We start from the raw sequence: 25,724 nt of genomic DNA on the forward strand, positions 1-25,724 counted from the left end.
TTTTCCTGAATCTAGTCCCAACAAGGAGGTTCTTGCTTCGCTCTCAAAATGAGAGGACTTCTCAGCGCCTCGCTGTATTAAGACCATACTGCTTAGCTCTATAAAGGGCTCGCTCTCCTAATTTTAATTTTTCTTTTTCTTGGCTCGATCAATTGCGATTGCAATGGCTCGACCTTCTCCGTACCCTTCTTTAAGCAATTTATTAGCGATCTCAATGGCCTTATTTCGGATAGATGAGTCCAGATTCTTCATGGAGTCTGGATAATCGGATTTAGTCCATGGCATGATGTGTCTCCTTTAATGATGATATCTCGCCTCTTGAGCTTTTTTGATATTTTCTTGTCTAGCTTTTTGTTGTGCTTTTGTAGGTTTTTTCTTTTCGGGCACATTTTCTCTAGGTTTGGCAGTAAAATGATCTTTTTCTTTTCTACATGGAACACTACCCAGACGTTTTAATACTTTTTTGATACCTTCTGTTTTTCCTCGCAAGTAGCCTGCTTCATCAACATAAGCCTTATCTTTACTGATTAACCATTTTTGCGTTGCCCAGGATCCGCTGCTTTTTTTGCCAGCAACACGTTGTGCTCCGCCTTTTTCACCCACATCTTGAGTACGAAAGGTTTGAAATTCTCCTTTTGGTCGAACTTCAATATGATAATAATCTCCTTCACCACCTAGACCAGGTTTTTCTCATTCAGGTTTCTCTGGTTGTCTCCTGGAGCGCTCTCTCGAACTCATTTCTTGCCAAGTCTCTTGAGCTTTTTCGATGTTTTCCTTTGTTGCTTGCTTTTGTTTTTTGGTTGCCATCATTTTAATCTGCGTTTATATTTGGCTTTATGTTTAAGTATAGTTAAACGTATGAATTCAGGATAAAATCATCAATTTAATCAATAAATTAAATTGATGATTACGTCTCTCCTGGCTCCCAACTTTCCGGTTTTGACTATACTTATGAGCAGATTAGTCAGGTGTTGAGGGTGTTAATTCTCAAATTTTGATTTGTTGGAGGAAGAGATGACACAAGACAAGCAAGAAATGAATAAGAAAATAGAAAACTTAATTTTTCTTCAAAATCTGATTCCTGGTAAACAAGATTCTCTTTTTATTGAAAGTTTTAAGCAGAATGTTCTAGATAAGGATGACGATGAGGAACAAAAGCAGTACAGGCAACAATTACTTAATCAGTCTCCACCTAAATTGACATTTCGAAGTAAGAAAGAAGAAGATGAATTTTACAAAAAAGAAGCAATAAATTGCAGTAATTTTTGTTGTGGAAGCCAGGTATTACAAACTAATCTCTATACTCATCAAATAAACCTGGTCCCAGATGATAATTATATGCTGTCAATTGGTACCGGAAAGCTCTACGAAGGAACTGCCAGTAAGATAAGAGGGGAATTACAAGACGATATACGTAGCGAACCGTTTGGGAGTACTAAGCAAGGGCAAGTACTGACTGGACTTAAGGAATTTAATACCACGCTTGATCAAGAAGTCCAAGGGAGTCCATCTTTAGAGACTAAAGAAGCGAGTGCCAAGGAGAAAAGTCGCAGTCCATTTCAGACTGAACCTAAACCATGGAAAGAGGAATAACAAGAGGTTGCAGTTTAATTTACTGTAGCTATTGCGAGTTCCTTACTAATAAATCTGTCGCTTCTGAAAAATAAAACTCTTCTGCTTTTTGAATATGGATGATTCCAAGCTGCTCCGCCTTCTTAAGATCCCCTGCATATTGACTAACTACAGTGAACTCCTCATCTTGATTTTCTTTAACTAATTCTTCAACCAGACTTACAGTTGTGACGTTTTCAGATTTAAAGGTTTTAAATCGATAAGACAAGCATAAGTAGATGTTAGGTAAAATTTCCACTGGCTCTTTATTGTCTTGTATGCTGATATCAATTTTTTCTTTGAATGGTAAATCAGGGTATTGCTCTTTGAATAAATCCAGTATGGCTTGTATGTTTAGTTCATTGGTATTGGAGATTAAATATACTTTTTCCGACGCTGCTTTTTCAACTAACTGTCTCAGCCTATCCTGAGTATGTTCGCTCATTTTGATACTTGCATTCCATGCTTCTTTCAACAATTTGTTACGTTCACCTGTAGACATATCATCCATAAAATAAAAAATTTCGGCTAAATTATCTAAAAAATCCTCTGTAGAAATGTTTCCTAATTTATATGGTTCTATAAGTGATTTATATTTTAACTTATATTGAGCCATCACCCATGCGTAATTTGTACCCGTTTGAAAAAAGCCGGGCATACACTGTAAGCAACCGTAGCTATATTGATTACAAAGTCTTACAAAAGCGGAAACCGTTTCATTGATTGAATAATCATGTATGGTAGATAAATTAACTATAAGCCCCATCTATACTTCCGGTTTTTACATTGAGCCTTATTATAAACAAAAATAGCTGTTATAAAACTGATGATTGCTTAAGCGATTATTAGCATTCTGCTATGAAAGATAATAGTTTTTGTAACAATTAATACTTAAAAATTTTTTTCAAATAACTTTCCAGCTTATCCCAGCGGGGAGGGATACTGCGAAAACCAACGAAGTGATCAGGGCGAATCAAATAAAGATACTCACCAGCAGCACCATATCGCTCGTGAATCCTATTCTCTTTGTCAAAAATGAGTTGATCAGGCCAATTATAATTTTCAGGATCGTAGTTTGTTACCACCAGGTAAACATTTATCCATTGACTATAATGTGCGTTAATGTTCTGAAAAATTGTATTAATTTCAACAATCATTTCATTTTGAAGTTCATTGCCGCACGCAAAAAGGAATAAACCATGTTTTCCTGCGAGTCGATTTTCAATAGCCAATGCATTTCATTTTTCTTGCTACTGGTTGCATTATAAACATCAGGGGCTCTTTCACCAGGCCTGGGACCTTTGCCGAATTCAGACCAGGCTACCAAACATGAAGTATGTTCCGATAAATGCAGTTTTGATGGCCAATAAATAGGCAAGCCTACAAACTCATTAACAATAGGGGTTCTTAGCAATGCGAACATTGGATTGTGATAATATTCCACCGAAATATTTCATAACAGGTTCAAACTGCATCATAAGTTTTGTTATGTGATCTCTGTATTCTCGCGAAATTATACCCGTCATTGAAAAAGATTTTTCATTGATATCAGATAGAAGTTTTGCAGGCTTTAGGGTTTGCTTCTGTTCATAATCGTAACTATCAACCAATGATTCGTTTGCTACTTTTTAACAGACTAGTGCTAATTTCCATCCTAAGTTTCCAGCATAAAGCAAACCTGAATTCATACCCAAAGAGGTTAACGGACTGACTTGATGGGCTGCATCACCGCACAAAATGACGCGGCCTTGTTTGCGATTATCAACCGATTTTAAATACGTGTGGAAATGCGAAATCCAGCGAAGATCAGACAGCTTACCGGGGATGGCTGATAAGTTATCAAAATAACTCTGTAATTCGTCCAATGTAGGTTGCTTTCCCCTTTCGTAGAGTGCTTCCTTCTTAGGCAATGAAACAAGCACTCCCCAACGCTTGTCGGGCAAACCACTTATCGAGGCAAAACCATGCTTTGCTAAAAAGAAATACCAATGCTCTGGGTTGAAATTACCCTCAACGAGTACATCAGCAATAATATAGTGAGAAGGGTATTTTTTGCCCTTGCTAATAAACGTGTTATTCTGCCTCACGAAACTGTGAGCGCCATCACAACCTATAAGGTATAGACCAAAATTGAATTTACTGAATTTGAACACTGCTTCAGGTTTCTCATAAGATCAATTAGCTCGTTTAAGTTTTGCCTTTTATACGATAAAATCCCTTCTGCTCATGTCTTAGGATTTTTCTGCTATGCGCCAAGTTGTTCTAGACACGGAAACGACAGGTATTGGTCACGAATTTGGTCATCGGATCATTGAGATTGGCTGCGTTGAATTACTTGATCGCAAGCTAACTGGAAACCATTTCCATGTCTACCTTAACCCCGAACGTGAAGTGGATGAGGGTGCTTTTCGTATCCATGGTATCAGTAATGAATTTTTGCAAGATAAGCCTTTATTTAAACAGGTTGTCGAAAAATTTATTGAGTTTATACGAGGCGCCGAGTTAATTATTCACAATGCCACTTTTGATCTAGGATTTCTTAATGCTGAGTTGAAATTGCTCGACTGGCCTCTTTTAATCCATGATTACTGTTCTGTCTGTGACACCTTAATTCTGGCGAGAGAAAAACATCCTGGGCAAAGAAATAGCTTGGACGCACTTTGCAAACGCTATGAAATTGATAACTCTAATCGCGCTCTTCATGGTGCTTTGCTGGATGCTGAAATTTTAGCTTCTGTCTATTTGGCAATGACTGGGGGGCAGGCTACGCTCTTCGATAATGAGGTTGAACTCGCAGGCATTGCAACCAATACCACTAAACACTCCGTCGAAACGTTAATGAGTCGCTCACCTGTGGTGTACGCTAATGAACAAGAGTTGCAAAGACATCAAGAATTCATCGAATTTTTAATCAAAGAATCAGGTACTAATCGATGGATTGCTGAAGAAGCGGAAATTGTTTAAATTTTGGACTATATTAAATTCAGGGCTTGTATAGTTCAAGGGTGTTGTCATGGAAGAATTAAGACCTCGTAAATATTGGCCTGCAGTGGTTTTATTTGGCCTTTCTGTTCTATATCTTGATGCTCATGCTCCTGTTCATGCAGCGAATATCAATCCTCATGGTCCTTATTTAACTCTGGCGTCGAATACCTTTATCTTCAATCCTCGTGCACTCCGCTGGAAAGCTGTGCAAAACGGTAAAGTGATTAGAACGGGTAAAGCTTCCGGGGGCAGCAAATATTGTTCTGACATAAAACGGTCTTGTAAGACTCCTTCTGGCACTTATCGGATCATCAGCAAAGGAGGGGCAGGTTGTCGTTCGAGTCGTTATCCTCTTCCTAATGGAGGAGCAAAAATGCCGTATTGTATGTTTTACAGTAAATATTACGCTATCCATGGCTCTTATGATGTGCCGAATTATAACGCCAGCCATGGTTGTATTCGTGTAACTCCGGGTGATGCGTTGTGGTTGCATCGTAACTTCATAAGAATAGGAACTAAGGTAGTCGTGCTGCCTTATTAGGGTTAATTATCTTCATCCTCATCTTCTATGCTAAAGGATGAGCCACAACCACAGGTGCTTTTTGCATTGGGATTACGAATAACAAATTGTTCTCCCTGAATGCTTTGCACATAATCAATCTCCGCTTCATTGAGATACTGATAACTCATTGAATCGACTAGTAGTTTCACAGAGGATTGCCCATTAGAACACGTTTGCTCAATAACTGTGTCATCTTCTTGGATTTTTTCATCAAAAGTAAAGCCATACTGAAAGCCGGAGCAACCTCCACCTGTCACAAAGACCCGTAAATTCAGATTCGGGTTTTCTTCTTCTGCAATTAAAGAAGCGACTTTATCTGCGGCACTTACAGAAAAATAAATGCCCGAAGAGGTGGGAGAAGCATTAATTGCTGCCATTTCTTTACTCCAAAAAATATCTAGTATGTACTCAATGATTATTTTCTAATTGTACAATATTATCGAATAATTTGTTCTATTGTAGCCCCACCCAAGCACTGATTTTTTTCATAAAAGACGATGAATTGCCCGGGAGTTACTGCTCTTTGTGGACTAGAAAACATAACATAGTGTTGCTTATCAGCCGCTGGTGAAACAATACAAGCTTGCTCCTCTTGGCGGTAGCGAGTTTTTGCATAGCATGTCAAGGGTAATTTATCGCTACAATCGGTCAGCCAATGAATGGGACCACATACCAAACCTTGAGAGTATAACATAGGATGATCATTGCCTTGGGCTACGATGAGGGTGTTGGTTTCTATTTCCTTATCGACAACATACCAGGGGCAATCGTGAGAAGCTTGCCGTCCTCCTATACCCAAACCTTGTCGCTGACCTAATGTATAGAACATCAAACCATCATGTCGACCTAATGTTTCACCTATGGTATTTTTGATGTCTCCTGGTTTGGCTAAAAGAAATTCCTTCAGAAAAGCTTTAAACCTTTTTTCACCAATGAAGCAAATCCCCGTGGAGTCTTTTTTCGCGTGCGTGACCAATCCCAATTGTTTGGCAAAATCTCTTATCTGGCTTTTAAGGTAATCACCAACAGGAAATAAAGTCTTAGCTAATGCTTTAGGGGCAACAGCATGCAAAAAATAGGTTTGATCTTTCTCTCTATCTTTAGCTTTAAACAGTTCGCCAGTACCATGATTTAAGTGGACTCTTGCATAATGTCCAGTGGCGATATAATCCGCGCCTAAAGTGAGGGCATGATTTAAAAATGCATCAAACTTTATTTCTTTGTTACAAAGAACATCAGGATTTGGAGTTCTGCCTTTTTCATATTCATCAAGAAAATACGCAAAAACCCGGTCCCAATATTCCCTTGAGAAGTTGACTGCGTGCAGAGGGATACGTAGTCGATCACAAACAGCTTGAGCATCAGCTAAGTCATCAGCGGCAGCGCAGTAGCCGTTAGTATCATCTTGTTCCCAATTTTTCATAAACAGGCCTTCAACACGATAACCTTGTTCTTGCAACAACCATGCTGCGACAGAGGAATCGACTCCGCCAGACATGCCAACAATAACCTTAGCTTTCATAGATATCAATCTGTATAAAAAATTGCAAATTTTAGATGCTATAATACTCCAATATTATTTTGGTGTATAATTGATAAATTTTATAAACCGTTTTCCAATACCTATTTAAATGATGTTGATTAACTTAAAAACCCTATCGGCTAAAGCCGAGGGGGAGCATATCGTATTAGAACTACGTGAAAGGCTACCGACGCATCTGATCTCGCCTTGCACTGTTAATTGTCATTTTTCTGTAGAAAAATGTAATGACTATTATTTGTTACATTTAAATGTTGAATCAAACCTCGGCATTATCTGTCAAAGATGTTTGCAAGAGTTCAGTTATCATTATGATAATACATCGGAATTGGCAATTGTTAGCTGTGATGAAATGGCTGACAAATTGATGGAGCAGTTTGAATGTGTTGTTGCTGATAATAATCAAGTTGACTTGAAAGAATTAGTAACTGACGAATTGCATCTATATATCCCGGAATTGCATGCAAAGAGTAGTGATTGTGATCATAATGTAGATAAATTTATTGGTGTTGAGAGCGCAATAAAGTCGAAATTAACTAAGTAATACTTGGATTACTATTAAAAAATCGGTAATATTCCGCCCCAGCAAACGCAAATCGTTTAGGAGTAATACAATGGCTGTACAACAAAATAAGAAATCACGCTCTCGGCGTGATATGCGTCGTTCTCACGATGCGTTAACTCCACCAACTTTATCGGTGGATCCTACCACAGGCGAGAAACATCTACGTCATCACATTACACCTGATGGTTATTATCGTGGTAGAAAAGTTTTAGATACTGATAACAATTACGAACAAGAGTAATCGCTTGAAAAATATCACCATTGCTATTGATGCGATGGGTGGGGATCATGGTTTAAAGGTCGTGATTCCTGCTTGTGTTCGTGCTGCTCGACACAACCCTGATTTGAAGTTGTTATTGGTTGGTGATCAAAATCAGGTAAATGCGCATCTTAAAAAAATTAGCGTAGCTAACAGCAATCAATTTTCGGTAATTCATGCCTCTGAGGTTGTCACGATGGATGAATTGCCATCTCATGCGATGCGCAACAAGAAAGATTCATCCATGCGGGTTGCCATTAACTTGGTAAAAGAAGGGCGTGCACAGGCTTGTGTCAGTGCAGGAAACACAGGCGCACTGATGGCTACTGCCCGCTTTGTTCTCAAAACATTACCAGGCATCGATAGACCTGCCATTATTGCGGAATTGCCTACGGCGAAAGGTAAAACCCGGGTGATTGATCTAGGTGCCAACGTTGATTCTTGCGCAGAGCATCTTTTTCAGTTTGCAGTTATGGGATCTGCATTAATACAAGCGGTTGATAAGAAAGCAAAACCCAAAATTGGCTTACTTAATATTGGCGTTGAGGAAATCAAAGGAAACGATCAGGTCAAACGTACCGCCCATATGCTTGCTGAGTGCAATTTGATGAACTACATCGGCTATGTGGAGGGTGACCAATTTTATTCGGGTCAAGTCGACTTGGTTGTATGTGATGGCTTTGTTGGTAATGTAGCTTTAAAAGCAAGTGAAGGCTTAGCAAAGCTAATGATCGCAGTACTGAAAGAGTCTTTTTCAAAAAATGTATTAACTAAACTTGTAGGAATACTGGCTAAACCTGCTTTAGGCCACTTGAAAGTGAGAATGGACCCTGCCAGATACAATGGTGCTAGTTTGCTTGGATTAAATGGTATAGTTGTTAAAAGTCATGGTAGCGCAAGTGACCTGGCGTTTGCGCATGCTATTGAAGAAGCAACGTTACAAGTAAAAAATAATGTGGTCGATTTGGTACGTGATCAAATTACGGAGTTTATTAATCAAGGTTTGTTGCTATGAAAAATGCCGTTATTGCTGGGACAGGCAGTTATTTACCTGAACGTTCTGTTACCAATCAAGAATTAGAATCCAGTCTAGATACCAGTCATGAGTGGATTTACTCTCGTACTGGTATAAGTAGCAGACATATTGCTTCAGAGCATGAAACCACCTCTTATATGGCTTCTCAAGCGGCTCTGAAAGCCGTTGCCTCCTCGGATATAGAGGCAAATGATATTGATTTAATTTTAGTTGCTACTTGCACACCAAATCATTTTTTCCCCAGTATGGCTTGCCATGTTCAGCACGCGCTTAAGATAAATAAACCTATTCCTGCGTTTGATGTGGGTGCTGCTTGCAGTGGTTTTGTATATGCTATGGATATAGCCAGACAATACATTGCTGCGGGCAATGCCAAACATGTTCTTGTGGTGGGTAGTGAAAGCATGTCGCGAGGCCTTGATTGGACAGATCGATCAACTTGCGTGTTGTTTGGTGATGGTGCTGGCGCTGTGGTCTTGAGCGCAAGCGATAAACCAGGTATTTTGGCGAGCACACTGCACGCTTCTCATGATGTTGATTGCCTGTTAACTTACCCAAACTATACTTCTCAAGATAAGAAGGCGTTCATAGGAATGCGTGGCCATGAGGTATTTAAGATTGCGGTGAACATCATGGGTGATATTGTTGATGAAATTCTGCAAGCTTGTCATTTACAAAAGTCAGATATCAACTGGTTGATTCCTCACCAAGCTAATATTCGTATTATTCAAGCCATAGCCAAGAAATTAAATTTACCAATGTCACAGGTTATTGTGACTATTGAAGAGCAAGGAAATACTTCAGCAGCCTCTATCCCCTTAGCTTTAGATTATTCGATTAAAGAAAAACGTATTAAGCGCGGTGACATACTTCTATTAGAATCTTTTGGGGGAGGAATGACTTGGGGTGCTATGGTTCTTCGTTATTAAATTGCTTATATTGGAGCATATAATTACTTATGATTAATTCTGCATTTGTATTTCCTGGTCAGGGTTCTCAGTTTGTCGGGATGTTAGCAGAGCTGGCTTCCCAATACTCTTTAATTCGAGATACGTTTTCTCAGGCTTCAGAGCGCGTTGGCTATGATATATGGCAACTAACCCAAGAAGGATCTGAGGAGCGGTTAAACCAAACAGAACATACTCAGGTCGCCATGCTCACGGCTGATGTTGCTGTTTTTAGGCTTTTACAAAAATTAGGAGCTCTTCAACCACAAATCATGGCAGGACATAGTTTAGGTGAGTATGCTGCTTTGGTTTGTTCAAGTGCGATTGATTTGCCTGATGCAGCACAACTTGTAGCCAAACGTGGTGAATTGATGCAAAAATTTGTTCCACGGGGTCGTGGTGCTATGGCTGCCATTGTTGGCCTAACTGACGAACAAGTAGAACGTCTCTGTGAAGGGGCTAGCAATTCCGAATATCAAGTTACCCCTGCGAATTATAATGCCATAGGACAAGTTGTTATTGCTGGACATGCAATAGCAGTGGAAGAGGCTATAAAGTTGGCAGAAGATGCGGGTGCACGAATGGCAAAAATTATACCAGTAAGTGTTCCATGTCATTGTCCTTTATTACGCGACGCAGCGAATGCTTTTGCAGAAGAGCTAGCTAATGCAAACTTCAGAACTCCTGAAGTTGCCGTCATTTCCAACGTTGATTTGAGCACCTACCAATCGCCTAGTGATATCCGTACGCTACTCAAGGAACAACTTTATCGACCTGTACAGTGGGTTGAAACAATACAATTAATGAGGCAACGTGGTGTAGAGCGCGTTATCGAGTGTGGACCAGGCAAGGTCTTAAGTGGTTTAGTTAAACGAATTGATAAAACCTTAGTAACGCTTAGCGTTAATGATGTCGCGAGTTTGGAGCAAGCTCTAGCTCAATCGGTTGAAGAATCTTTTTAAGGATCGGGCATGGCAAATTTACAAGGTAAAATTGCGCTAGTTACTGGCGCGAGCAGAGGGATCGGTAAAGCAATTGCTTTAACCCTGGCGCAGAAGGGAGCTTATGTGATTGGAACAGCCACAACAGGGCAGGGTGCTTCGCAAATCACAAACACATTCAGCCAAGAAAATTTAGTGGGAGAAGGAAGAGTCCTTGACGTAACCAGCAGAGAAGGGGTTGATGATTTAATGACTCAACTTGCTGATTTGGATAAAACACCCTCTATTCTTGTGAATAATGCTGGCATCACCTGTGACAATTTATTGTTAAGGATGGATGACGAAGAATGGTATAAAGTTATAGAAACCAATCTAAATGCTATATTTCGATTAACGAAGGCTTGTCTTAAACCCATGTTTCGGGCACGATGGGGTCGTATTATCAGCATTGGTTCCGTTGTTGGCGCTAGTGGTAACTCTGGGCAAGCTAATTATACGGCTGCCAAGGCAGGAGTTGTAGGATTTTCCAAATCGTTAGCGCAGGAAATTGGTAGTCGCAATATTACCGTGAATGTAGTAGCACCAGGTTTTATTGATACCGATATGACCAGCGCCTTACCAGAGATGGTAAAAGAAGAAATGCTTAAGCGTATTCCTCTTAAGCGTTTCGGAAAAGTTGATGATGTTGCTGAAACCGTTGCATTTCTAGCTTCTGATTATGCAAATTATATTACTGGTGAAACCATTCATGTGAATGGTGGAATGTATATGGATTAAATATAGGCTTGCGTTCTTTGTATAATTGAATAAACTAGCCTACAGGAATTTTTTTAACCGAAGAGGAAACACAAGTTATGAGTACAGTTGAAGAACGAGTTCGCAAGATTGTTATTGAGCAATTGGGCATTAAAGAAGAAGAGCTGAAAAACACTGCATCATTTGTTGATGACTTAGGTGCTGACTCACTTGATACTGTTGAATTGGTGATGGCTCTAGAAGAGGAATTTGAAACAGAAATCCCTGATGAAAAAGCTGAGAAGATCACCACCGTTCAAGAAGCGATCGATTACATCGAAGCAAATCTTAACAAAGAAGAAGCTTAATAACTTCGAGGAGTTTTTCATTGACTAAGCGGCGTGTTGTTGTTACCGGCATGGGGATGGTTACACCAGTCGGTCTAAATGTAGAACAAACCTGGCAAAATATTTTAGCTGGTAAGAGCGGCGTGGGGTTGGTCGAAGGTTTTGATACAACCGAATATTCCACTAAAATTTGGGCTAAGGTTAAAAACTTTAACATAGAAAACTACGTGCCGCTTAAAGAAGCTCGCAAAATGGATGTGTTTACTCAATATGGCATGGCAGCCGCAGAAGAAGCACTTGCTGATTCGGGTTTGCTCATCGATGACCGACTTTCTTTACGTGCTGGCGTGGCCGTTGGCGCTGGAATCGGTGGCATTGAGACCATCACTAATAATCAAGAAAAACTCATGGCTGGCGGGCCTCGTAAAGTATCGCCATTTTTTATCCCTGCTGGCATTATTAACATGGTAGCAGGACAGATTTCTATCAAACATCGATTAAAAGGTCCTAACATTTCAGTAGTTACTGCTTGTACTACGGGAACACATAATATTGGCTTGGCTGGTCGAATGATCGCTTATGGTGATGCCGATGTTATGATTTGTGGTGGTGCGGAAATGACAGCGACACCGTTGTGTCTTGCTGGTTTCTCAGCAGTACGATCATTATCAAAACGCAATGATGAGCCTGAAAAAGCATCACGACCTTGGGACAGGGATCGTGACGGGTTTGTAATGGGTGAGGGTGCTGGGATATTGGTTCTCGAAGAATATGAGCATGCTAAGGCGCGAGGGGCGACTATTTATGCTGAATTAATTGGTTTCGGGATGTCTGGTGATGCCTACCATATTACTGCACCCGATGAGGATGCCGATGGAGCCACACGAGCAATGGCTGCTGCTGTGGATGATGCAGGCATTGATGTTAAAGAGGTTGACTACATTAACGCTCATGGAACCTCAACTTATCTGAATGATTTAAATGAAACAAAAGCAGTAAAGCGACTCTTCAAGGAACATGCCTATGAGCTTGCTATTAGTTCGACAAAGTCCATGACAGGACATTTATTAGGTGCTGCTGGTGCTGTTGAGGCTATTTTCAGCGTGCTTGCTATTAAAGATCAAATTGCTCCTCCTACGATTAATCTAGACAATCCAGATGAAGGCTGTGATCTGAACTACGTGCCATATCAACCACAAGAAAGAAAAATCGATATTGCATTAAGCAACTCTCTTGGTTTCGGAGGCACTAACGGAAGTTTGATATTTAAGCGAGTGTAAATGAGTCGCTTGCTTAAATTCATTTTTCTGAGCGGTCTCGCCTTAGGTTTGATTGGTGTTTCAGTTATCAGCTACATTACTTATAGTTTGTACAGCAAGCCGATGGTGACTGGTGAGAAGCCAGTCATCGTTACCATTCATAAGAATACTTCTGCATCGGCTTTTGTGGCCAGTTTAAAAGCTAAACAACTCATTCAGTCAAATCGCCTGTTCTTGTCTTTCATTAAGTTAAAAGGCTTAGCCCCTCATTTGCGAGCAGGAATTTATGAGGTGCAACCAGGCGAATCTGCTATGCAATTTCTGAATAAAGTTGTTGCTGGCAAAGTATTGGTAGAGTCCTTCAGCATTATAGAAGGAACAACGCTTGTTCAAGTAAAGGCTAATTTGAGTAATGCTCGATTTTTAGAGCATAACATAGATGATTGGCAGGGAATTGAGGGTAACCATCCAAGTCCGGAAGGTTTATTACTTGCTGATACTTATTATTATAATGCAGGCAGTCAGGCAAAAGATTTACTTAAGTTAGCGAATCGTAATTTATTGCAATATTTGGATTATTGCTGGAGAAATCGAAGTCCTGGATTACCTTACAAGTCCCCTTATGAGTTATTAATAGCCGCATCCATTTTGGAGAAAGAAACATCTTTACCCTCAGAGAGAAAATTAATTTCTGGTGTTGTTGTTAATCGCTTAAAGAAGAATATGCCTTTGCAAATGGATCCCACGGTTATTTATGCCCTTGGACCTAATTATCACGGTAAGTTAACCCATGAAGATTTAGCTGTCGCTTCATCTTATAACACCTATCGTTACCGTGGTCTGCCACCGACACCTATCGCAATGGTAGGTAAGGAAGCGATAGATGCAGCAGCTCATCCTCAACCCACGGATTATCTTTACTTTGTATCAAAAGGTGATGGCTCCCATCAATTTTCTGTGACCTATGAGGAACAGAAGCAAGCTATCTCTCAATACCGAGACAAAGGGGCATTATGACAAAACAGGGACGTTTTATAGTAGTGGAAGGGCTTGAAGGTGCGGGTAAGTCCACTGCTATTCAAACCATTAGACAATATCTGCAAGACTTTCTTCCTGAGATGATAATCACTCGTGAGCCTGGAGGAACACGTGTAGGAGAAACGGTTAGAAACCTCATTAAAGAAAATGTACCTAATGAAAGCCTGGATCCCCGTGTCGAGCTATTGCTGCTCTATGCAGCTAGGGTACAATTGTTAGAGCAAGTCATTCGTCCTGCACTAAATAAAGGGACTTGGGTTCTGGCAGATCGGTTTGAATTATCAACGTTCGCATACCAAGGAGGAGGTAGACATTTGGCTCAAGAAATGATTTCTACGTTGTCTACGTTTTGTCTGCAGAATTTCAAACCTGATTTGATTATTTTTTTAGATATTAAACCCGAGCAAGGTCTTGTCAGAGCCAGAAAGCGTAGTGCGGCCGATCGTATTGAACAGGAATCCTTAGCTTTCTTTACTGATGTTTTTAATAGCTATCATGAGATGATTCAGACAATGGATAATGTAATCTGTATTGATGCAAGTCAACCGCTAGAAAAAGTCCAAGAAGACATTATTACGCAACTTAAAACATTCATCGCTCATCATGCAATTACTTAAGCCATCTGAATTAGCAAAAGATTACACGGCATGGTGGGATCGTTTTTGCTCTATGTATGAAAATCAACGATTGCCCCATGCCCTTTTACTTATTGGACATCAGTCTGCACATATCGTTGATTTTACCTATAAAATGGCTGCTGCCATTCTTTGTACCCATGAAAAAAAACCTTGTGGTGAATGCAAATCGTGTCGATTACTGACATTAAAAGAGCATCCTGATTTTTATTATGTCCAACCAGAGAAAACAGGTGGCATGATTAAGATCGATCAAATTAGGGATCTTCAAACAATTGCTTTTACTTCTCCGCAATTAGGTCGCCAACGGCTAATTGTTATTGGGCCCGCAGAAAAGATGAATCCTGCTGCCGCAAATGCGCTATTAAAACTTCTCGAAGAACCACCTTCTACAATTATGTTTGTTTTAATCGCAGAGCAAATCAGTACCATTTTGCCAACGATCTTAAGTCGCTGCCAACAATGGCGCTTTTCTTTTGCTGAAATCTTAGAGGCTGATTATTTAACCATAGGGGAAAGTTATACAGAAACTAGTGTGAGAGGGGAAATTTTCAAGCAACACCCTATCATTATTCAGGATTTATTAGATGTAATGAACGGACATACTTCGGTCTGCGCATTGGCAACAAAATGGACTAAACATGAATTTGGTGACCTGATCTGGTTGCTGTATTTGTTAAATTCTCAAATGCTCTATTATCAGCTAGTGGGTTTTAACTCTGAGAAAAATGGATCCAGCTCATTGTATGACTTATCGAAATATTTTAAGCCACCTGCATTATTTAGCCAATTGGATGAGCTTAATGCCATTATGAGAAAATTGAACCAAAATATTAGTGTTAACCAAACTCTAATCCTGGAGAATTTTTTGTTTAATTTTGTACTCAATCTTCAAGTTTAATTTACCAAAAACAAAACCGAATTACCGTGGCTTGACCTTCCAATTAGCCTTAAGTTTATATTGACTTTTAACAATGCCGACGTACCGCGGCTTGTCCGCGGTATCCATTTGATAGGAGTAATGGACTTCAAACTTATGGATGCCGCGGACAAGCCGCGGCACGTCGAGTTTTTCAGGATGGTCAAACCACGGTAATTCGATGTTCTAAGGTCAAGCAATAAAAACTTGAAGGTCGAGTTGAAGCAATGAACCTTCTAGAGACTAGGCTGACATGCTAAAATCAATATACCTTCAGATACACAACAAATAAGCATGCTAGTCGATTCACATTGTCACCTCAATTTTATTGATTTAACTGAATTTGATAACGATTTAGCGAATGTCATTCGTAAAGCGGAAGAAAACGGTGTCGAACACTTCCTCTGTGTTTGCGTTGAGCTGGATGATTACCCAACATTGTGCGAGTTGGCCGATACTTATCCTAATGTCACCATTTCCGTTGGCCTTCACCCTAATAATGATGTAGTGGTAGAACCTGATTGCAATACGCTTTGCCAGTTGGCTAAGCATCCTTCGTGCATTGCTATTGGCGAAACGGGTTTGGACTATTATCGTACTGAAACATCCTCTGCACAGGAACTGCAACGGCAGCGCTTTCGGACGCATATCCATGCTGCATTAAGCTGTTCAAAGCCTCTAATCATTCATACCCGCCAAGCTGCTGAAGACACGTTGCAATTGATGGCTGAGGAGAAGGCAAGTGAGATAGGTGGCGTTATGCATTGTTTTTCTGAAGATTGGACAATAGCCAAACGTGCTCTTGATATGAATTTTTACATTTCCCTTTCAGGCATTGTCAGCTTTAAGAATGCAACCAAGCTCCATGAAGTGGCTAAAAAAGTTCCTATGGAGCGGTTGTTAATTGAAACAGATTCTCCCTATTTAGCTCCGGTACCCTATCGAGGAAAACAAAATCACCCAGCATTAGTTAAATATGTTGCGATGGCTATCAGTGAGTTGCGCCAAATCAGCTATGAGGAGATTGCAAAAAAAACGACGGAGAATTTTTACCGTTGTTTCGGGAGCCGTTGACATTTCTACTCGGGTTCAACCCTAATCTTCCCAGATTAAAAAACTGAATATAAGGCAAATAAGCGAGCAGATAAATAAGCTAATTGGCAGAACAGAAAAGTGATAAGTTATCACCGCGCCTGAAAGCCCTCCAATGACTGCTGCAAGAGTCATTCTGATCGTATTTAGAATCCCGGTCGCTGTTGCCGCTTGTTGTTTATAATCCTCCAGGACAATTGAGAACGTTGGTGGATTCAACAAGCTAATGCCCAAGGCGATAACTAAAATAGGGGCTAAACCGAGTAGAGTCAAATCTTGTCCACAGAGCAACATCGCTAGCATGACTGAGGAGCTGAGAATCATGGTCATACTGCCTAAGCGAATATTCCAGATGAGTGATTTTTTTTCACGCAACTTGATACCAATGTAGTTCCCCAAGATAAGCATAATGCCATTTATTCCAAAAAGAATTGAAAAATAGAAGGGCGAAATCTTTAAGTGATCAATGATCAGGTATGCCGCATTAACGATAACAATCATCACACAAGAATAAGAGGCGCTGGCAAGAGCAATGCCAATCCAGAAGCGTTTATGGGTTAGGATGTTTTTATAGCTGGCCAAAGAGGCGCGCCAAAGAAAGCTATTTCCATTTTTAGACCAATTCGGTGCTTCTTTAAGCAGGCGTGCTGCCAAAACAAATAAAAGAACGCTGATTAGTGCCATTACAACAAAGGTGGCTTGCCAGCCATAATGCATAAAAATTAGAGAACCAATCAATGGTGCGAATATAGGGGACACCGACACAATCATGGTAATGTGCGATAGTACCCTTGCCCTATCAGTACTATCTTCATAATCACGAGAAGAGGAGAAAGCAACTACATGAGCGCAGCAAACGGCAAATCCTTGTAGAGTACGCGAAAGGATTAGGAATTCAATATTGATGGAGAAAATGCACCCCAAGGTTGCGATGAAAAAAAGGATTAGACTGAGTCGCAATGTGGATTGTCGCCCAAAATGATCAATCAAAGGCCCCCAAATTAATTGCGAAAACCCGAAAACAAAGAAAAATAAACTCAAAGTCAACTGACCTAATGCAGGAGTTGTATTAAAATACGTGGTAATCGCTGGGAGGGCTGGTTGGTACAAATCAAAGGTTAGTAGAGAAAAAGTAGATAGACTTCCTAAGAATAAAAAAGGGGTTGTTTGCGATTCTGGCGATGATGGTTTACTTGGCATAATACCCTCGAGGTCAAGTCTGAATTATAGCTTAAAATGCAAGAGATTATGTATCCCTCGATGGCGAGTTTCTATCCTGATTTGCCTTGTGTCATCCCTGAATGGATTCTCGCTGCGCAGGAAACACGCAATTTAATGAACAGTCTTATGCAAAATGGCAATTAAAAGAATATAACAACTGAATTACAAGAAGAAAAGTATGACACATATAAAAGCAAATGGTACAGAAAAATTGTACATCGGGCTAATGTCAGGCACAAGTATGGATGGTATCGATGCTGCTTTAGTTGATTTGACTACAAATCGTTTTGTTGCTGGCTTGACTCGTCCATACAGCCCTGAAGCCAAAAACTTCCTTGGTCAGGTTCTTTCTGGACATGTTCAAAGCTTGAAGGTTTTTAGTCAACTAAATACTATCTTAGGACGAGAATTTGCACAGGCTGCCCTTGAGCTTATGGCTACAGCTAAAGTCTCAGCAACGCAAGTTCATGCAATAGGAAGCCACGGACAAACTCTCTGCCATGATGCGACTGCTTATATTCCTTATACAGTGCAACTAGGTTGTGCTCACACCATTGCCGAGCTGACCGGGGTTACGGTGGTTGCTGATTTTAGAACACGTGATCTTGTTGTTGGTGGACAAGGAGCTCCTTTTGCTCCCATATATCATCAAGCGCTTTTTGCGAAATATAAGTTACCATTAATGGTTATAAATATAGGGGGTATTAGCAATGTGACTTACCTCTCACATGATGTTAGCGCTTATGGCTACGATGTAGGACCAGGAAACTGCTTAATGGATGCATGGATCAAGCAGCACCTGGAGCTGGACTGTGATATCAATGGTAATTGGGCAGCATCTGGCTCAGTGATTGCCCCCTTGCTAGACAAATTAGCTAGTGATCCTTTCTTTACGAGACCACAACCTAAAAGCATTGGCAAAGAATATTTCTCGCTAGAATGGCTGACAAAGCAAATAGACCCTGGATACAAACCGGTAGACGTACAAGCAACATTGTTAATGCTAACCGCAAATGTCATTGCGCAAGCGGTGCAAGCTGTGAGGATAAAACCAACACAGGTGCTTATTTGCGGTGGTGGGACGCATAATGTTGCTTTAATGCAGGCCATTAGACAATGTCTTCCAGGAGTGGATGTAACAAGTACAAGCATATATGGCATCGATCCCGACTTTATTGAGGCTGCAATGTTCGCATGGTTTGCTGAAAAAACCTTGAATTACACGCCCTTGGATATGAGCAAAATTACTGGCGCCAGAAATTTAGCAATATTAGGAACAATCTATCCTCGGGGCATTGACAAAGGAAATTAGCTTAGGGTGTAATGTGCACTTTCAATAGACAAGATAATATATTTTGAACGCAAATCAATCAAATTATCAGCATCCTGGCAAGCTTACTGCGTACATCATTTTCTTATTGTCCGCATCGTTTTATTTGTATGAATTTGTTTTGCAGGTTGCGCCTAGTGTCATGGCTGATTCCATGATGAAAACGTTTAAAGTGAGTGCAGCGGGGTTTGGAATCGTTTCTGCATTTTATTTTTATGCCTATGCGCCCATGCAATTACCTGCAGGCTTGCTTTTTGACCGTTATGGACCACGCAAGCTAATGACTTACGCCCTGATTTTGTGTGCTGTCGGTTCTTTCTTTTTTGCATCCACGAATAGCTTGTTAACAGCGGCATTAGGGCGTTTTTTAATTGGTATTGCCTCGGCCTTTTCTTTTATCGGCGTCCTCGTTTTGGTTTCACGTTGGTTCCCACCGCAACAGTTTGCTTTCCTCGCTGGGATTGCACAACTGATGAGTTCCGTCGGTGCGATGTTTGGTGAAATGCCTTTGGCTGCGTTGATTCAGCAAGTTGGCTGGCGAAACGCGAGCTTTATTTTAGCCCTTGTTGGTTTGGCTTTGGCCGCACTGATTTGGTTTGTCATTCGTGATTATCCACATCAACCAACTCAAAGCCCGCCAAAGCGGCAATTTATTGACGAATGGCATCGCCTCGTCAGTGTTTGCAGCCGTTCTTATACTTGGATAACAGGCGCATATGCTTTTGCAATCTGGACCCCCATCGCCGTTTTTGCGGCATTATGGGGAGTACCTTATTTGCAACAAAAATATCAGATTAGTGTTATTTTGGCTTCAGGTTTATGTAGCATGATTTGGTTGGGAATTGGCATAGGTAGTCCTTTGCTTGGATGGGTTAGTGATCGTTTCTATAGTCGGCGTCTTGCGTTGGCACTTAGTTCGCTTTTTGGGCTTGTGGCGACAATGGTTTTATTGTATGTACCTGATGTGTCAATCGGCTGGATGTATGTTGTGCTCTTTATGCTTGGCTTTGGTGCTGGAGGCCAGACAGTGAGTTTTGCCGTTGTTAAAGACAATAATCCCCCGGAATTGGTAGGAACCGCTTCCGGATTTAATAATCTTTCTGTGCTGATTGGTGGCGCAATTTTTCAGCCTCTAGTTGGTGTTATCCTCCATCATAGTGATGGTTGGTCTATTGTGAATGATATTCCAGTTTACACTGTGCAAAGTTATAACCAAGCTTTACTAGTTATGCCTCTATGCTACTTGGCGAGTTTGATCATAGCATTGTTCATACTCAAAGAATCCTATCCAGGGAGCTCAACGTCAGATCTAAGTTTCTTTAGATCAGCCAAGGATTCGTGATAATTGAAGCAGCAAGGCTTCTTCACGTGACTGAGATATTTTTTATTTGATTACCCTTAATGATGGTGGTGTGTCAAAGTTGTACACGAGTGCTAATGTATACCGGTCATCCCATAGTTCCAAAGGGTGCACTCACGTAATATTCTGTGAACAACTGTCATTCCTTTGTATCGACTGTAGTCATATGCGAATCTTAAGTAAAAGTTATTTTTGACTTTGATATCAGTACCTATACCAGCTAACCATCCCCAACGAGAGGTATTTATATCGAAGTCAGTGAGTTGAGAACTTACTAGTTTATATTTTGTATTGATCGCACGGTGCTTTTGCTAATATTAGAAGGTCAGAAATGGCTAAGGAAGGTTCTCCATCATATGCTATGATTTTTTTATGGTTATGTACTAATATTTCTTATGAAAACGCAAAGAGGACTAGATGTTACTACCAGTTCTTCTGAAGTGATTGATAGTATCGATGAATTCCATTACCAGATTTTGGGCTCTGGTAAAAACGCTGATCGTATTCTGAAAGCCGCACAACAAAACCCGGACAATCTACTTCTACAAACTTATGCAGCTATGTTTTATTTATATGCCCAGGAACATGCAGCAACCCACATTGCAGCTAATTATCTTTTGCAAGCTGAGAAAGCATTTAGAAGGGCTAACTTGCGGGAAAAATTGACTTATCAAGCAGCTCAAGCTTGGCTACGCTTGGATTATGAGGCTGCCTTAACGTTGTTTGCAGGAATTATTGCCTTGTATCCACGAGACACATTGGCTCTGAAACTTGCCGAATGGCTATATTATTGTACTGGTCAGGCCTATCAAGCCAAGCATTTTCTCGCTCTTTGTCAGCTGTGTGCTAAAGAAAACATGGACGATCCCTATTTTTTGTCCATTTATTCTTTTGCTTTGGAGTTATGTGGTCAATACGAGGAAGCAAAAGCCATGGCAGAGCAAGCCATTGCCAAAGAGAGGGTTACACCCTGGGCGCATCATACTTTAGCTCATGTTTATCTTTTTAGAAGTGACATTGAAGGAGGTATTAGAACGCTACAAGAACTAAAAGACACATGGGAAACCATCTTGCCATTATTGAAGGCGCACAATAGCTGGCATTTTGCTTTATTTCATTTGGCAAATAGAGATGAAACAAAGACGATAGAATTTTTTCCTAAAATCTTTGATACATTACCTGACACAATAGGTGAGCAATTAGATGCCATCTCTTTACTATGGCGAATGGATATGGCGGGTTTGCCTCAAGATAAGTTATTCAACACGATCGCTTCTCATCTTGGCAGGCATCCTTTTGAGCAGTACGTGGCTTTTAATAATGCACATTTCATCTATTGTTTAGCCAGGATCGGAGACACTAAGGGAGTTAAACAGTTGCTAAAGACCGTTTCAACTTATGTTGAGACTTCTCCTCCTGGTTCATATCGAGATTTATGGAAAAATGTTGCGCTACCTATGTTTCAAGGGATCAGTGCTTTTGTTCAAGAAAACTACCATGAGGCCTGCAAATTGATGGGTCCCGTCATTGAGCAGTGCTATCAATTGGGGGGTAGTGATGCTCAAGATGAACTGTATACACAAACTTATCTCTTAAGTTTACTTAAGAGCCAACAAAGAAATAAGGCGAAGGCCTTTTTTTCCAAGTGTTTATCCCATTATCAAAATACTGCTTTGGCAGACTATTGGTTTAATACAAGATAAAGACTATAACCCAGGCAACGTTCCTGGTCGCCTGTTCGTCATTAGCGTTTGGCGGTTTCTACTGAAAGTTCAGATCGCAAGAGGAAGGCTTTAACAAGTTGCGGTAAATGACCTAACAACCACTCCGCCATTGCTTCTTCTTGATACAAGATTTGTTGGCAAATATCTTTCGTTTCAAGATCATCAGCATTTTCGGCAGCAGTAATTAAGCTTGTGTAAGAAGCAATTTCAAGGTTTTCAAACACATAACTATCGACCGCACCATGGACGACTTCATCGCTGGATAGCATATGACCGGCAACTTGGCTAAAGCCGATAAGCTTTGCCGAGAAATCTTTCAGCATAGAATGATGGCTACCTAGCCGAATAATGCATTTTTCGAGTTGTTCTTGTTGGAAGAGAGTTTCTTCGAGATGAAGTTTCATGCGCTTTTTTAAACGCGGATAATGTTCCAGTCGAGAAATTTGGCTTTTAAGCATCTGTTCGGATTGTTTTTCCATTGCATGGGCATCACGTAGCCAATGTAGTAAGATCTCTTTCCTTAATGTCATAACATTCTCCCCTATTGGTGTCCATACCGCCACAAGAGACTTATCACGACAGTGCGAAACTTAACTAGATTATAGCCAAGAACAGATTTAGATCAATTTTTGACCATTTGCTATAATTAAGAGTACAGTTTATTCATAGAGAATAGCAACGAATCTATTAGAAGAGCTTAAAGGAATATAAGAGGAGCAATGGATATGAAGAAAGCACAGGCTCCAAGTAGGCAGCCACAAAATTTCCACAGTCGCCCAAAAGGCACATTAAAAGAATCTGGCATTAGCGAAGCAGCTTCGGTCTTATTGTACGATAGTAGAAAGGTATTGGATGATAGTAAAAAGGTGGCTAATGAACTATACGAAGAAGGAAAAAACAGGATTCATGAGGTACAAAACAATATCAAGGAATATTCTGATCAGATTGCACATCGAGTTCATGAAAAACCACTACTATCATTGTTAATTGCAGGTGGCGTAGGTTTTTTATTATCTATGTTACTTCGTCGTTAATTGGCTAAATAATAAAGAGTTTAGAAACAAACACAAGGTTGCATTTTAGGTCATACAAGACGAGAAAGGAGGCTTAAAATGAGCATATATACTTACTTACGAAGAGACCATCGTCGGGTTAAGGATTTGCTGCAGCAAATTGAAGAGTTAGATCCTGACCAAATCTCGCTGCGAGATGAATTATTTAACAAATTAAAAACGCAAGTCATCTTGCATGCAAAAGCAGAAGAGAAGATTTTTTATTCACCATTACAACGATTTTCTTTGACAGAAGAAGAAATCAAACAGGCGCGAGAAGAACATGCTGAGGTTGAAAAGATGTTGGAAAGGCTTTCCGAGCGTGATTTTAAAGGAGCAGCTTGGTTTCAACTCTTTGAAAGCATGGCAAATATATTAAGGCATCATATTATAGAGGAGGAGACTCAAATCTTTGAGGATGCTGAGACAGAATTATCTTCAGATAAAGCTCAAGAGATGGAAAGGGCCATGATAAGCGAAAAGAAGGCCGTTGAGAAAAAAATGGACCCTGACTTAAGATGAACGTAGGAAATGTCAACAGACCCTAAGAATGCTTCATTTCCTAGCTTGCCATAAAGAGTTTGCAAAATACTCTTTTGGATCGGTGTAATTTTTTATAATTTCGAACTGACTAGTATCAGCTAGCATTTTGATCTGAGAGAACAAGAATTTGTATGATGACTCCACATGGATGGGTTCAAATTTTTCAAAGGAAAACATTTTATTTGAAGGGGGTATAGTCACTGTCTGCTCACTGAGGCTGAGGAGATAACTCTTCATTGCTCCAGCATAAACATCATAAGTCCCATAATGAGAAAACAGGTTCACATCAAAATCAGCCTGTAATTCTCTATTAATTCGCTGCAATAAGTTTAGGTTGAATGCCCGTGTGATTCCGTCATTATCATTATAAGCTCGCAGCAGGGTATCTATGTCTTTGCGTAAATCAAAACCAATTAGCATGTAATCTCCTGCATGCAAAGAGCTTCGAATATTTTGTAAAAACCGCTTTGAGATTGAAAGATCAAAGTTTCCTATGCTCGAGCCGAGGAATAACACGATATTACGCTTCTCAGACTGCTCTTTTAACCATTTCATACCACTCAGATAATCTGCGTTTATAGCAATAATATCAAGCTCAGGTAATTGCTGATTAAATTGATGGACAAGATGGGTTAGATAATTTTTTGAGATATCAATGGTAAAATAGCTAAAAGATAAACCATCCTTTAGAAATTGATCGATGAGCAATCTGGGTTTAATTCCTTCTCCGGGACCAAGTTCTATTAGATTAAATGATTCATTCTTTAATACATTGGATAACTCTTCTTTCAGATTTGTGAGAATTTCTATCTCGCATGTTGTTAGATAGTAATCTGGGTGGCGAGTAATCTGGTTGAATAAATCGGATCCCACTGAATCATAAAAATATTTAGAGGATAGTTGCTTTTGAGAGCGCGAAAGACCAACAACGACATCATTCATGAATTCCGTTGTCTCATTCTCATGCGGATAATCTTGTAGCATTTTTAATTTTGCATTCATCATCTGCTCCTAAAGGTAGGCAGCCAAACGAATTCCGCTAAATTGCCAGCGCTTTTCCGGTTGAAAAAAATTGCGATAACTAGCCCTGATGTGATCTTGAGGAGTAGCACAGCAACCCCCACGAAGCACTACTTGATTATTCATAAATTTCCCGTTGTATTCCCCTAGACTACCTTCAGGTGTTTTGTAGCCAGGGTAAGGGGAATATGGACTGGCAGTCCATTCCCAAAGATCTCCAAAAAACTGCTTGGGGACATTATTACCTCCACTTGTGTCTGCTTGTGGATGGTAAATACCTGTTTCCAGGAAGTTACCCTCATGTGGAGAAATAGCATTTATGCTGACATAATGTTCCCATTCTTCCTCTGTTGGTAATCGATAGCCTCGCCATTTGGCGTAAGCGTCAGCTTCATAATAACTAATATGAGAAACAGGCTCAGCAAGGGACAGCGCTTTCAAGCCATGTAAGGTAAAGATATGCCATTTACTATCGATCTTTTGCCAATATAACGGTGCGAACCATTTTTGTCCTACAATCCAATCCCATCCATCAGCTAACCACCATCTTGCTTGTACATAGCCATTGTCTTCAATAAATTCCAGGTATTCCCTGTTAGTTACTAGCTGTGGCGCGATCAAATATGGCCGCAAGAATTTTTGATGTCGTGGGATCTCGTTATCAAAACAAAAATGTCTACCTGCATGACCAATTTCAATAAGTCCACCGGCTACTTCAATACTGGGTTTTGTATTTGGCGACGTGTCGTAATGGGGTGATAGTTTCTCTTCTTGATAGGAAGGGAAATCAGGATCACGTGAAAAGTTGTATTTAATATCCATTAACAACAACTCTTGATGTTGTTGTTCATGCTGTAAACCCCAAGTGATTAAATTTTGTATCTGGTTAAATTTATTTTCTGAGATCTCATCAAGAAGAGACAAAATATGCGAGTTTACATAATCGCGATAAGCATATACCACTTTAGTGGTTGGACGTGATAATAACCCTCGCTCCGAGCGT

General features: G+C 40.2%; 31 protein-coding genes (1 of these 31 running past the window's edge). 20 read left to right on the forward strand and 11 right to left on the reverse strand.

What is annotated here, in order from left to right:
• Nucleotides 1–123 precede the first annotated feature (123 nt).
• Nucleotides 124–285, reverse strand: coding sequence for a DUF2188 domain-containing protein (locus tag CKV79_RS13880; RefSeq protein WP_165475299.1), 162 nt, complete (start codon nt 283–285; stop codon nt 124–126).
• Nucleotides 286–297: 12 nt separating this feature from the next.
• Nucleotides 298–603, reverse strand: a complete 306-nt coding sequence (locus CKV79_RS13910; protein WP_197697235.1) for a hypothetical protein — start codon at nt 601–603, stop codon at nt 298–300.
• Nucleotides 604–1,014: 411 nt separating this feature from the next.
• On the opposite strand from CKV79_RS13910, the gene CKV79_RS06590 reads away from it, so the two are divergent.
• Nucleotides 1,015–1,593, forward strand: coding sequence for a hypothetical protein (locus CKV79_RS06590; RefSeq protein WP_028373624.1), 579 nt, complete (start codon nt 1,015–1,017; stop codon nt 1,591–1,593).
• Between the two features lie 28 nt (nt 1,594–1,621).
• On the opposite strand, the gene CKV79_RS06595 is transcribed toward CKV79_RS06590, so the two are convergent.
• From CKV79_RS06595 to CKV79_RS06610, 3 genes are all read right to left on the reverse strand, one after another.
• A complete protein-coding gene (locus tag CKV79_RS06595) occupies nt 1,622–2,377 on the reverse strand; it encodes an HAD family hydrolase (RefSeq protein WP_028373623.1) in 756 nt (251 codons plus the stop codon).
• A gap of 118 nt (nt 2,378–2,495) precedes the next feature.
• On the reverse strand, nt 2,496–2,843 hold the full coding sequence (locus tag CKV79_RS06600; RefSeq protein ID WP_154660313.1) for a hypothetical protein: 348 nt from the start codon (nt 2,841–2,843) through the stop codon (nt 2,496–2,498).
• Between the two features lie 396 nt (nt 2,844–3,239).
• Nucleotides 3,240–3,698 carry an FAD-dependent monooxygenase gene (locus CKV79_RS06610; RefSeq protein WP_161634056.1) on the reverse strand — a complete coding sequence of 153 codons (459 nt, stop codon included), beginning with the start codon at nt 3,696–3,698 and terminating at the stop codon, nt 3,240–3,242.
• A gap of 160 nt (nt 3,699–3,858) precedes the next feature.
• On the opposite strand from CKV79_RS06610, the gene dnaQ reads away from it, so the two are divergent.
• Nucleotides 3,859–4,575: a DNA polymerase III subunit epsilon gene (gene dnaQ, locus CKV79_RS06615; RefSeq protein WP_028373619.1), complete on the forward strand. Its 717-nt coding sequence runs from the start codon at nt 3,859–3,861 to the stop codon at nt 4,573–4,575.
• Nucleotides 4,576–4,624: 49 nt separating this feature from the next.
• On the forward strand, nt 4,625–5,137 hold the full coding sequence (locus CKV79_RS06620; protein ID WP_028373618.1) for a L,D-transpeptidase: 513 nt from the start codon (nt 4,625–4,627) through the stop codon (nt 5,135–5,137).
• A gap of 2 nt (nt 5,138–5,139) precedes the next feature.
• Here the strand turns inward: CKV79_RS06620 and erpA are convergent, their stop codons facing one another.
• Together erpA and mnmA are read right to left on the reverse strand one after the other, a co-directional pair.
• Nucleotides 5,140–5,535 carry an iron-sulfur cluster insertion protein ErpA gene (gene erpA, locus CKV79_RS06625; RefSeq protein ID WP_028373617.1) on the reverse strand — a complete coding sequence of 132 codons (396 nt, stop codon included), beginning with the start codon at nt 5,533–5,535 and terminating at the stop codon, nt 5,140–5,142.
• 59 nt (nt 5,536–5,594) lie between these two features.
• Entirely contained in the window at nt 5,595–6,680 is a 1,086-nt protein-coding gene (gene mnmA, locus CKV79_RS06630) for a tRNA 2-thiouridine(34) synthase MnmA (protein WP_028373616.1), read from the reverse strand.
• A 109-nt stretch (nt 6,681–6,789) separates the two neighbouring features.
• Here mnmA and CKV79_RS06635 point away from each other — a divergent pair, with 109 nt between their 5' ends.
• The 12 genes from CKV79_RS06635 (at nt 6,790) to CKV79_RS06690 (ending at nt 16,453) form a co-directional block, all read left to right on the forward strand.
• A complete protein-coding gene (locus CKV79_RS06635) occupies nt 6,790–7,242 on the forward strand; it encodes a YceD family protein (RefSeq protein WP_231950234.1) in 453 nt (150 codons plus the stop codon).
• A 70-nt stretch (nt 7,243–7,312) separates the two neighbouring features.
• Nucleotides 7,313–7,504: a 50S ribosomal protein L32 gene (gene rpmF / locus CKV79_RS06640; RefSeq protein ID WP_028373614.1), complete on the forward strand. Its 192-nt coding sequence runs from the start codon at nt 7,313–7,315 to the stop codon at nt 7,502–7,504.
• 4 nt (nt 7,505–7,508) lie between these two features.
• Nucleotides 7,509–8,537 carry a phosphate acyltransferase PlsX gene (gene plsX / locus CKV79_RS06645; protein WP_028373613.1) on the forward strand — a complete coding sequence of 343 codons (1,029 nt, stop codon included), beginning with the start codon at nt 7,509–7,511 and terminating at the stop codon, nt 8,535–8,537.
• Nucleotides 8,534–9,487 (forward strand): beta-ketoacyl-ACP synthase III, encoded by a 954-nt coding sequence (locus CKV79_RS06650; protein WP_028373612.1) that lies wholly within the window; start codon nt 8,534–8,536, stop codon nt 9,485–9,487. The genes plsX and CKV79_RS06650 overlap by 4 nt, the downstream gene beginning before the upstream one ends.
• Nucleotides 9,488–9,516: 29 nt before the next feature.
• A complete protein-coding gene (fabD, locus tag CKV79_RS06655) occupies nt 9,517–10,467 on the forward strand; it encodes an ACP S-malonyltransferase (RefSeq protein WP_028373611.1) in 951 nt (316 codons plus the stop codon).
• Between the two features lie 9 nt (nt 10,468–10,476).
• A complete protein-coding gene (gene fabG, locus CKV79_RS06660; RefSeq protein ID WP_028373610.1) occupies nt 10,477–11,223 on the forward strand; it encodes a 3-oxoacyl-ACP reductase FabG in 747 nt (248 codons plus the stop codon).
• 77 nt (nt 11,224–11,300) lie between these two features.
• On the forward strand, nt 11,301–11,549 hold the full coding sequence (gene acpP, locus CKV79_RS06665) for an acyl carrier protein (protein ID WP_028373609.1): 249 nt from the start codon (nt 11,301–11,303) through the stop codon (nt 11,547–11,549).
• A 20-nt stretch (nt 11,550–11,569) separates the two neighbouring features.
• The gene (gene fabF, locus CKV79_RS06670) at nt 11,570–12,808 is read left to right on the forward strand and encodes a beta-ketoacyl-ACP synthase II (protein ID WP_028373608.1); all 1,239 of its coding nucleotides are present in this window, start codon (nt 11,570–11,572) and stop codon (nt 12,806–12,808) included.
• Nucleotides 12,809–13,804, forward strand: coding sequence for an endolytic transglycosylase MltG (gene mltG / locus CKV79_RS06675; protein WP_035915732.1), 996 nt, complete (start codon nt 12,809–12,811; stop codon nt 13,802–13,804).
• Nucleotides 13,798–14,442: a dTMP kinase gene (gene tmk / locus CKV79_RS06680; RefSeq protein WP_028373606.1), complete on the forward strand. Its 645-nt coding sequence runs from the start codon at nt 13,798–13,800 to the stop codon at nt 14,440–14,442. Before mltG ends, tmk begins: the two co-directional genes overlap by 7 nt.
• Nucleotides 14,429–15,361, forward strand: a complete 933-nt coding sequence (locus CKV79_RS06685; RefSeq protein ID WP_035915728.1) for a DNA polymerase III subunit delta' — start codon at nt 14,429–14,431, stop codon at nt 15,359–15,361. Before tmk ends, CKV79_RS06685 begins: the two co-directional genes overlap by 14 nt.
• A gap of 312 nt (nt 15,362–15,673) precedes the next feature.
• On the forward strand, nt 15,674–16,453 hold the full coding sequence (locus CKV79_RS06690) for a TatD family hydrolase (RefSeq protein ID WP_028373605.1): 780 nt from the start codon (nt 15,674–15,676) through the stop codon (nt 16,451–16,453).
• 21 nt (nt 16,454–16,474) lie between these two features.
• Here the strand turns inward: CKV79_RS06690 and CKV79_RS06695 are convergent, their stop codons facing one another.
• The gene (locus CKV79_RS06695; RefSeq protein WP_065236355.1) at nt 16,475–17,671 is read right to left on the reverse strand and encodes a multidrug effflux MFS transporter; all 1,197 of its coding nucleotides are present in this window, start codon (nt 17,669–17,671) and stop codon (nt 16,475–16,477) included.
• A gap of 199 nt (nt 17,672–17,870) precedes the next feature.
• On the opposite strand from CKV79_RS06695, the gene CKV79_RS06700 reads away from it, so the two are divergent.
• The 3 genes from CKV79_RS06700 to CKV79_RS06710 all read left to right on the forward strand — a co-directional run bounded on the left by CKV79_RS06700 (nt 17,871) and on the right by CKV79_RS06710 (nt 22,085).
• On the forward strand, nt 17,871–19,004 hold the full coding sequence (locus CKV79_RS06700; protein ID WP_035915726.1) for an anhydro-N-acetylmuramic acid kinase: 1,134 nt from the start codon (nt 17,871–17,873) through the stop codon (nt 19,002–19,004).
• A 43-nt stretch (nt 19,005–19,047) separates the two neighbouring features.
• Nucleotides 19,048–20,364 (forward strand): MFS transporter, encoded by a 1,317-nt coding sequence (locus CKV79_RS06705; protein WP_051546185.1) that lies wholly within the window; start codon nt 19,048–19,050, stop codon nt 20,362–20,364.
• A gap of 413 nt (nt 20,365–20,777) precedes the next feature.
• Complete coding sequence (locus CKV79_RS06710) at nt 20,778–22,085, forward strand: tetratricopeptide repeat protein (RefSeq protein WP_028373603.1); 1,308 nt, start codon at nt 20,778–20,780, stop codon at nt 22,083–22,085.
• A gap of 41 nt (nt 22,086–22,126) precedes the next feature.
• Here CKV79_RS06710 and CKV79_RS06715 read toward each other — a convergent pair whose 3' ends face one another.
• Complete coding sequence (locus tag CKV79_RS06715) at nt 22,127–22,636, reverse strand: ferritin-like domain-containing protein (protein WP_028373602.1); 510 nt, start codon at nt 22,634–22,636, stop codon at nt 22,127–22,129.
• Between the two features lie 195 nt (nt 22,637–22,831).
• Between CKV79_RS06715 and CKV79_RS06720 the strand changes: the two genes are divergently transcribed.
• Together CKV79_RS06720 and CKV79_RS06725 are read left to right on the forward strand one after the other, a co-directional pair.
• Entirely contained in the window at nt 22,832–23,140 is a 309-nt protein-coding gene (locus CKV79_RS06720; protein WP_051546184.1) for a DUF883 family protein, read from the forward strand.
• A gap of 78 nt (nt 23,141–23,218) precedes the next feature.
• Complete coding sequence (locus tag CKV79_RS06725; RefSeq protein WP_028373600.1) at nt 23,219–23,680, forward strand: hemerythrin domain-containing protein; 462 nt, start codon at nt 23,219–23,221, stop codon at nt 23,678–23,680.
• Between the two features lie 33 nt (nt 23,681–23,713).
• Here CKV79_RS06725 and egtD read toward each other — a convergent pair whose 3' ends face one another.
• Complete coding sequence (gene egtD, locus CKV79_RS06730; RefSeq protein WP_051546183.1) at nt 23,714–24,703, reverse strand: L-histidine N(alpha)-methyltransferase; 990 nt, start codon at nt 24,701–24,703, stop codon at nt 23,714–23,716.
• 9 nt (nt 24,704–24,712) lie between these two features.
• Nucleotides 24,713–25,724 carry the 3' portion of an ergothioneine biosynthesis protein EgtB gene (gene egtB / locus CKV79_RS06735; RefSeq protein WP_035915724.1) on the reverse strand. 257 nt of this gene lie beyond the right edge of the window, so the window shows 1,012 of its 1,269 coding nt (coding positions 258–1,269); its start codon lies beyond the right edge, outside the window; the stop codon is at nt 24,713–24,715.

This window comes from Legionella lansingensis (assembly GCF_900187355.1).
Lineage (GTDB): Bacteria > Pseudomonadota > Gammaproteobacteria > Legionellales > Legionellaceae > Tatlockia > Tatlockia lansingensis.

Excerpts from the sequence above, each read along its gene's own strand:
- rpmF (WP_028373614.1), top strand. The coding sequence starts at position 7,313 with ATGGCTGTACAACAAAATAAGAAATCACGCTCTCGGCGTGATATGCGT.
- CKV79_RS06620 (WP_028373618.1), top strand. The coding sequence starts at position 4,625 with ATGGAAGAATTAAGACCTCGTAAATATTGGCCTGCAGTGGTTTTATTT.
- erpA (WP_028373617.1), bottom strand. The coding sequence starts at position 5,535 with ATGGCAGCAATTAATGCTTCTCCCACCTCTTCGGGCATTTATTTTTCT.
- mnmA (WP_028373616.1), bottom strand. The coding sequence starts at position 6,680 with ATGAAAGCTAAGGTTATTGTTGGCATGTCTGGCGGAGTCGATTCCTCT.
- CKV79_RS06595 (WP_028373623.1), bottom strand. The coding sequence starts at position 2,377 with ATGGGGCTTATAGTTAATTTATCTACCATACATGATTATTCAATCAAT.
- fabG (WP_028373610.1), top strand. The coding sequence starts at position 10,477 with ATGGCAAATTTACAAGGTAAAATTGCGCTAGTTACTGGCGCGAGCAGA.
- CKV79_RS06695 (WP_065236355.1), bottom strand. The coding sequence starts at position 17,671 with ATGCCAAGTAAACCATCATCGCCAGAATCGCAAACAACCCCTTTTTTA.
- CKV79_RS06700 (WP_035915726.1), top strand. The coding sequence starts at position 17,871 with ATGACACATATAAAAGCAAATGGTACAGAAAAATTGTACATCGGGCTA.
- mltG (WP_035915732.1), top strand. The coding sequence starts at position 12,809 with ATGAGTCGCTTGCTTAAATTCATTTTTCTGAGCGGTCTCGCCTTAGGT.
- CKV79_RS06590 (WP_028373624.1), top strand. The coding sequence starts at position 1,015 with ATGACACAAGACAAGCAAGAAATGAATAAGAAAATAGAAAACTTAATT.
- CKV79_RS06685 (WP_035915728.1), top strand. The coding sequence starts at position 14,429 with ATGCAATTACTTAAGCCATCTGAATTAGCAAAAGATTACACGGCATGG.
- CKV79_RS06725 (WP_028373600.1), top strand. The coding sequence starts at position 23,219 with ATGAGCATATATACTTACTTACGAAGAGACCATCGTCGGGTTAAGGAT.
- fabD (WP_028373611.1), top strand. The coding sequence starts at position 9,517 with ATGATTAATTCTGCATTTGTATTTCCTGGTCAGGGTTCTCAGTTTGTC.
- CKV79_RS06635 (WP_231950234.1), top strand. The coding sequence starts at position 6,790 with ATGATGTTGATTAACTTAAAAACCCTATCGGCTAAAGCCGAGGGGGAG.
- CKV79_RS06650 (WP_028373612.1), top strand. The coding sequence starts at position 8,534 with ATGAAAAATGCCGTTATTGCTGGGACAGGCAGTTATTTACCTGAACGT.
- CKV79_RS06690 (WP_028373605.1), top strand. The coding sequence starts at position 15,674 with ATGCTAGTCGATTCACATTGTCACCTCAATTTTATTGATTTAACTGAA.
- acpP (WP_028373609.1), top strand. The coding sequence starts at position 11,301 with ATGAGTACAGTTGAAGAACGAGTTCGCAAGATTGTTATTGAGCAATTG.
- CKV79_RS06715 (WP_028373602.1), bottom strand. The coding sequence starts at position 22,636 with ATGACATTAAGGAAAGAGATCTTACTACATTGGCTACGTGATGCCCAT.
- egtD (WP_051546183.1), bottom strand. The coding sequence starts at position 24,703 with ATGAATGCAAAATTAAAAATGCTACAAGATTATCCGCATGAGAATGAG.
- CKV79_RS06720 (WP_051546184.1), top strand. The coding sequence starts at position 22,832 with ATGAAGAAAGCACAGGCTCCAAGTAGGCAGCCACAAAATTTCCACAGT.
- dnaQ (WP_028373619.1), top strand. The coding sequence starts at position 3,859 with ATGCGCCAAGTTGTTCTAGACACGGAAACGACAGGTATTGGTCACGAA.
- CKV79_RS06710 (WP_028373603.1), top strand. The coding sequence starts at position 20,778 with ATGAAAACGCAAAGAGGACTAGATGTTACTACCAGTTCTTCTGAAGTG.
- CKV79_RS13880 (WP_165475299.1), bottom strand. The coding sequence starts at position 285 with ATGCCATGGACTAAATCCGATTATCCAGACTCCATGAAGAATCTGGAC.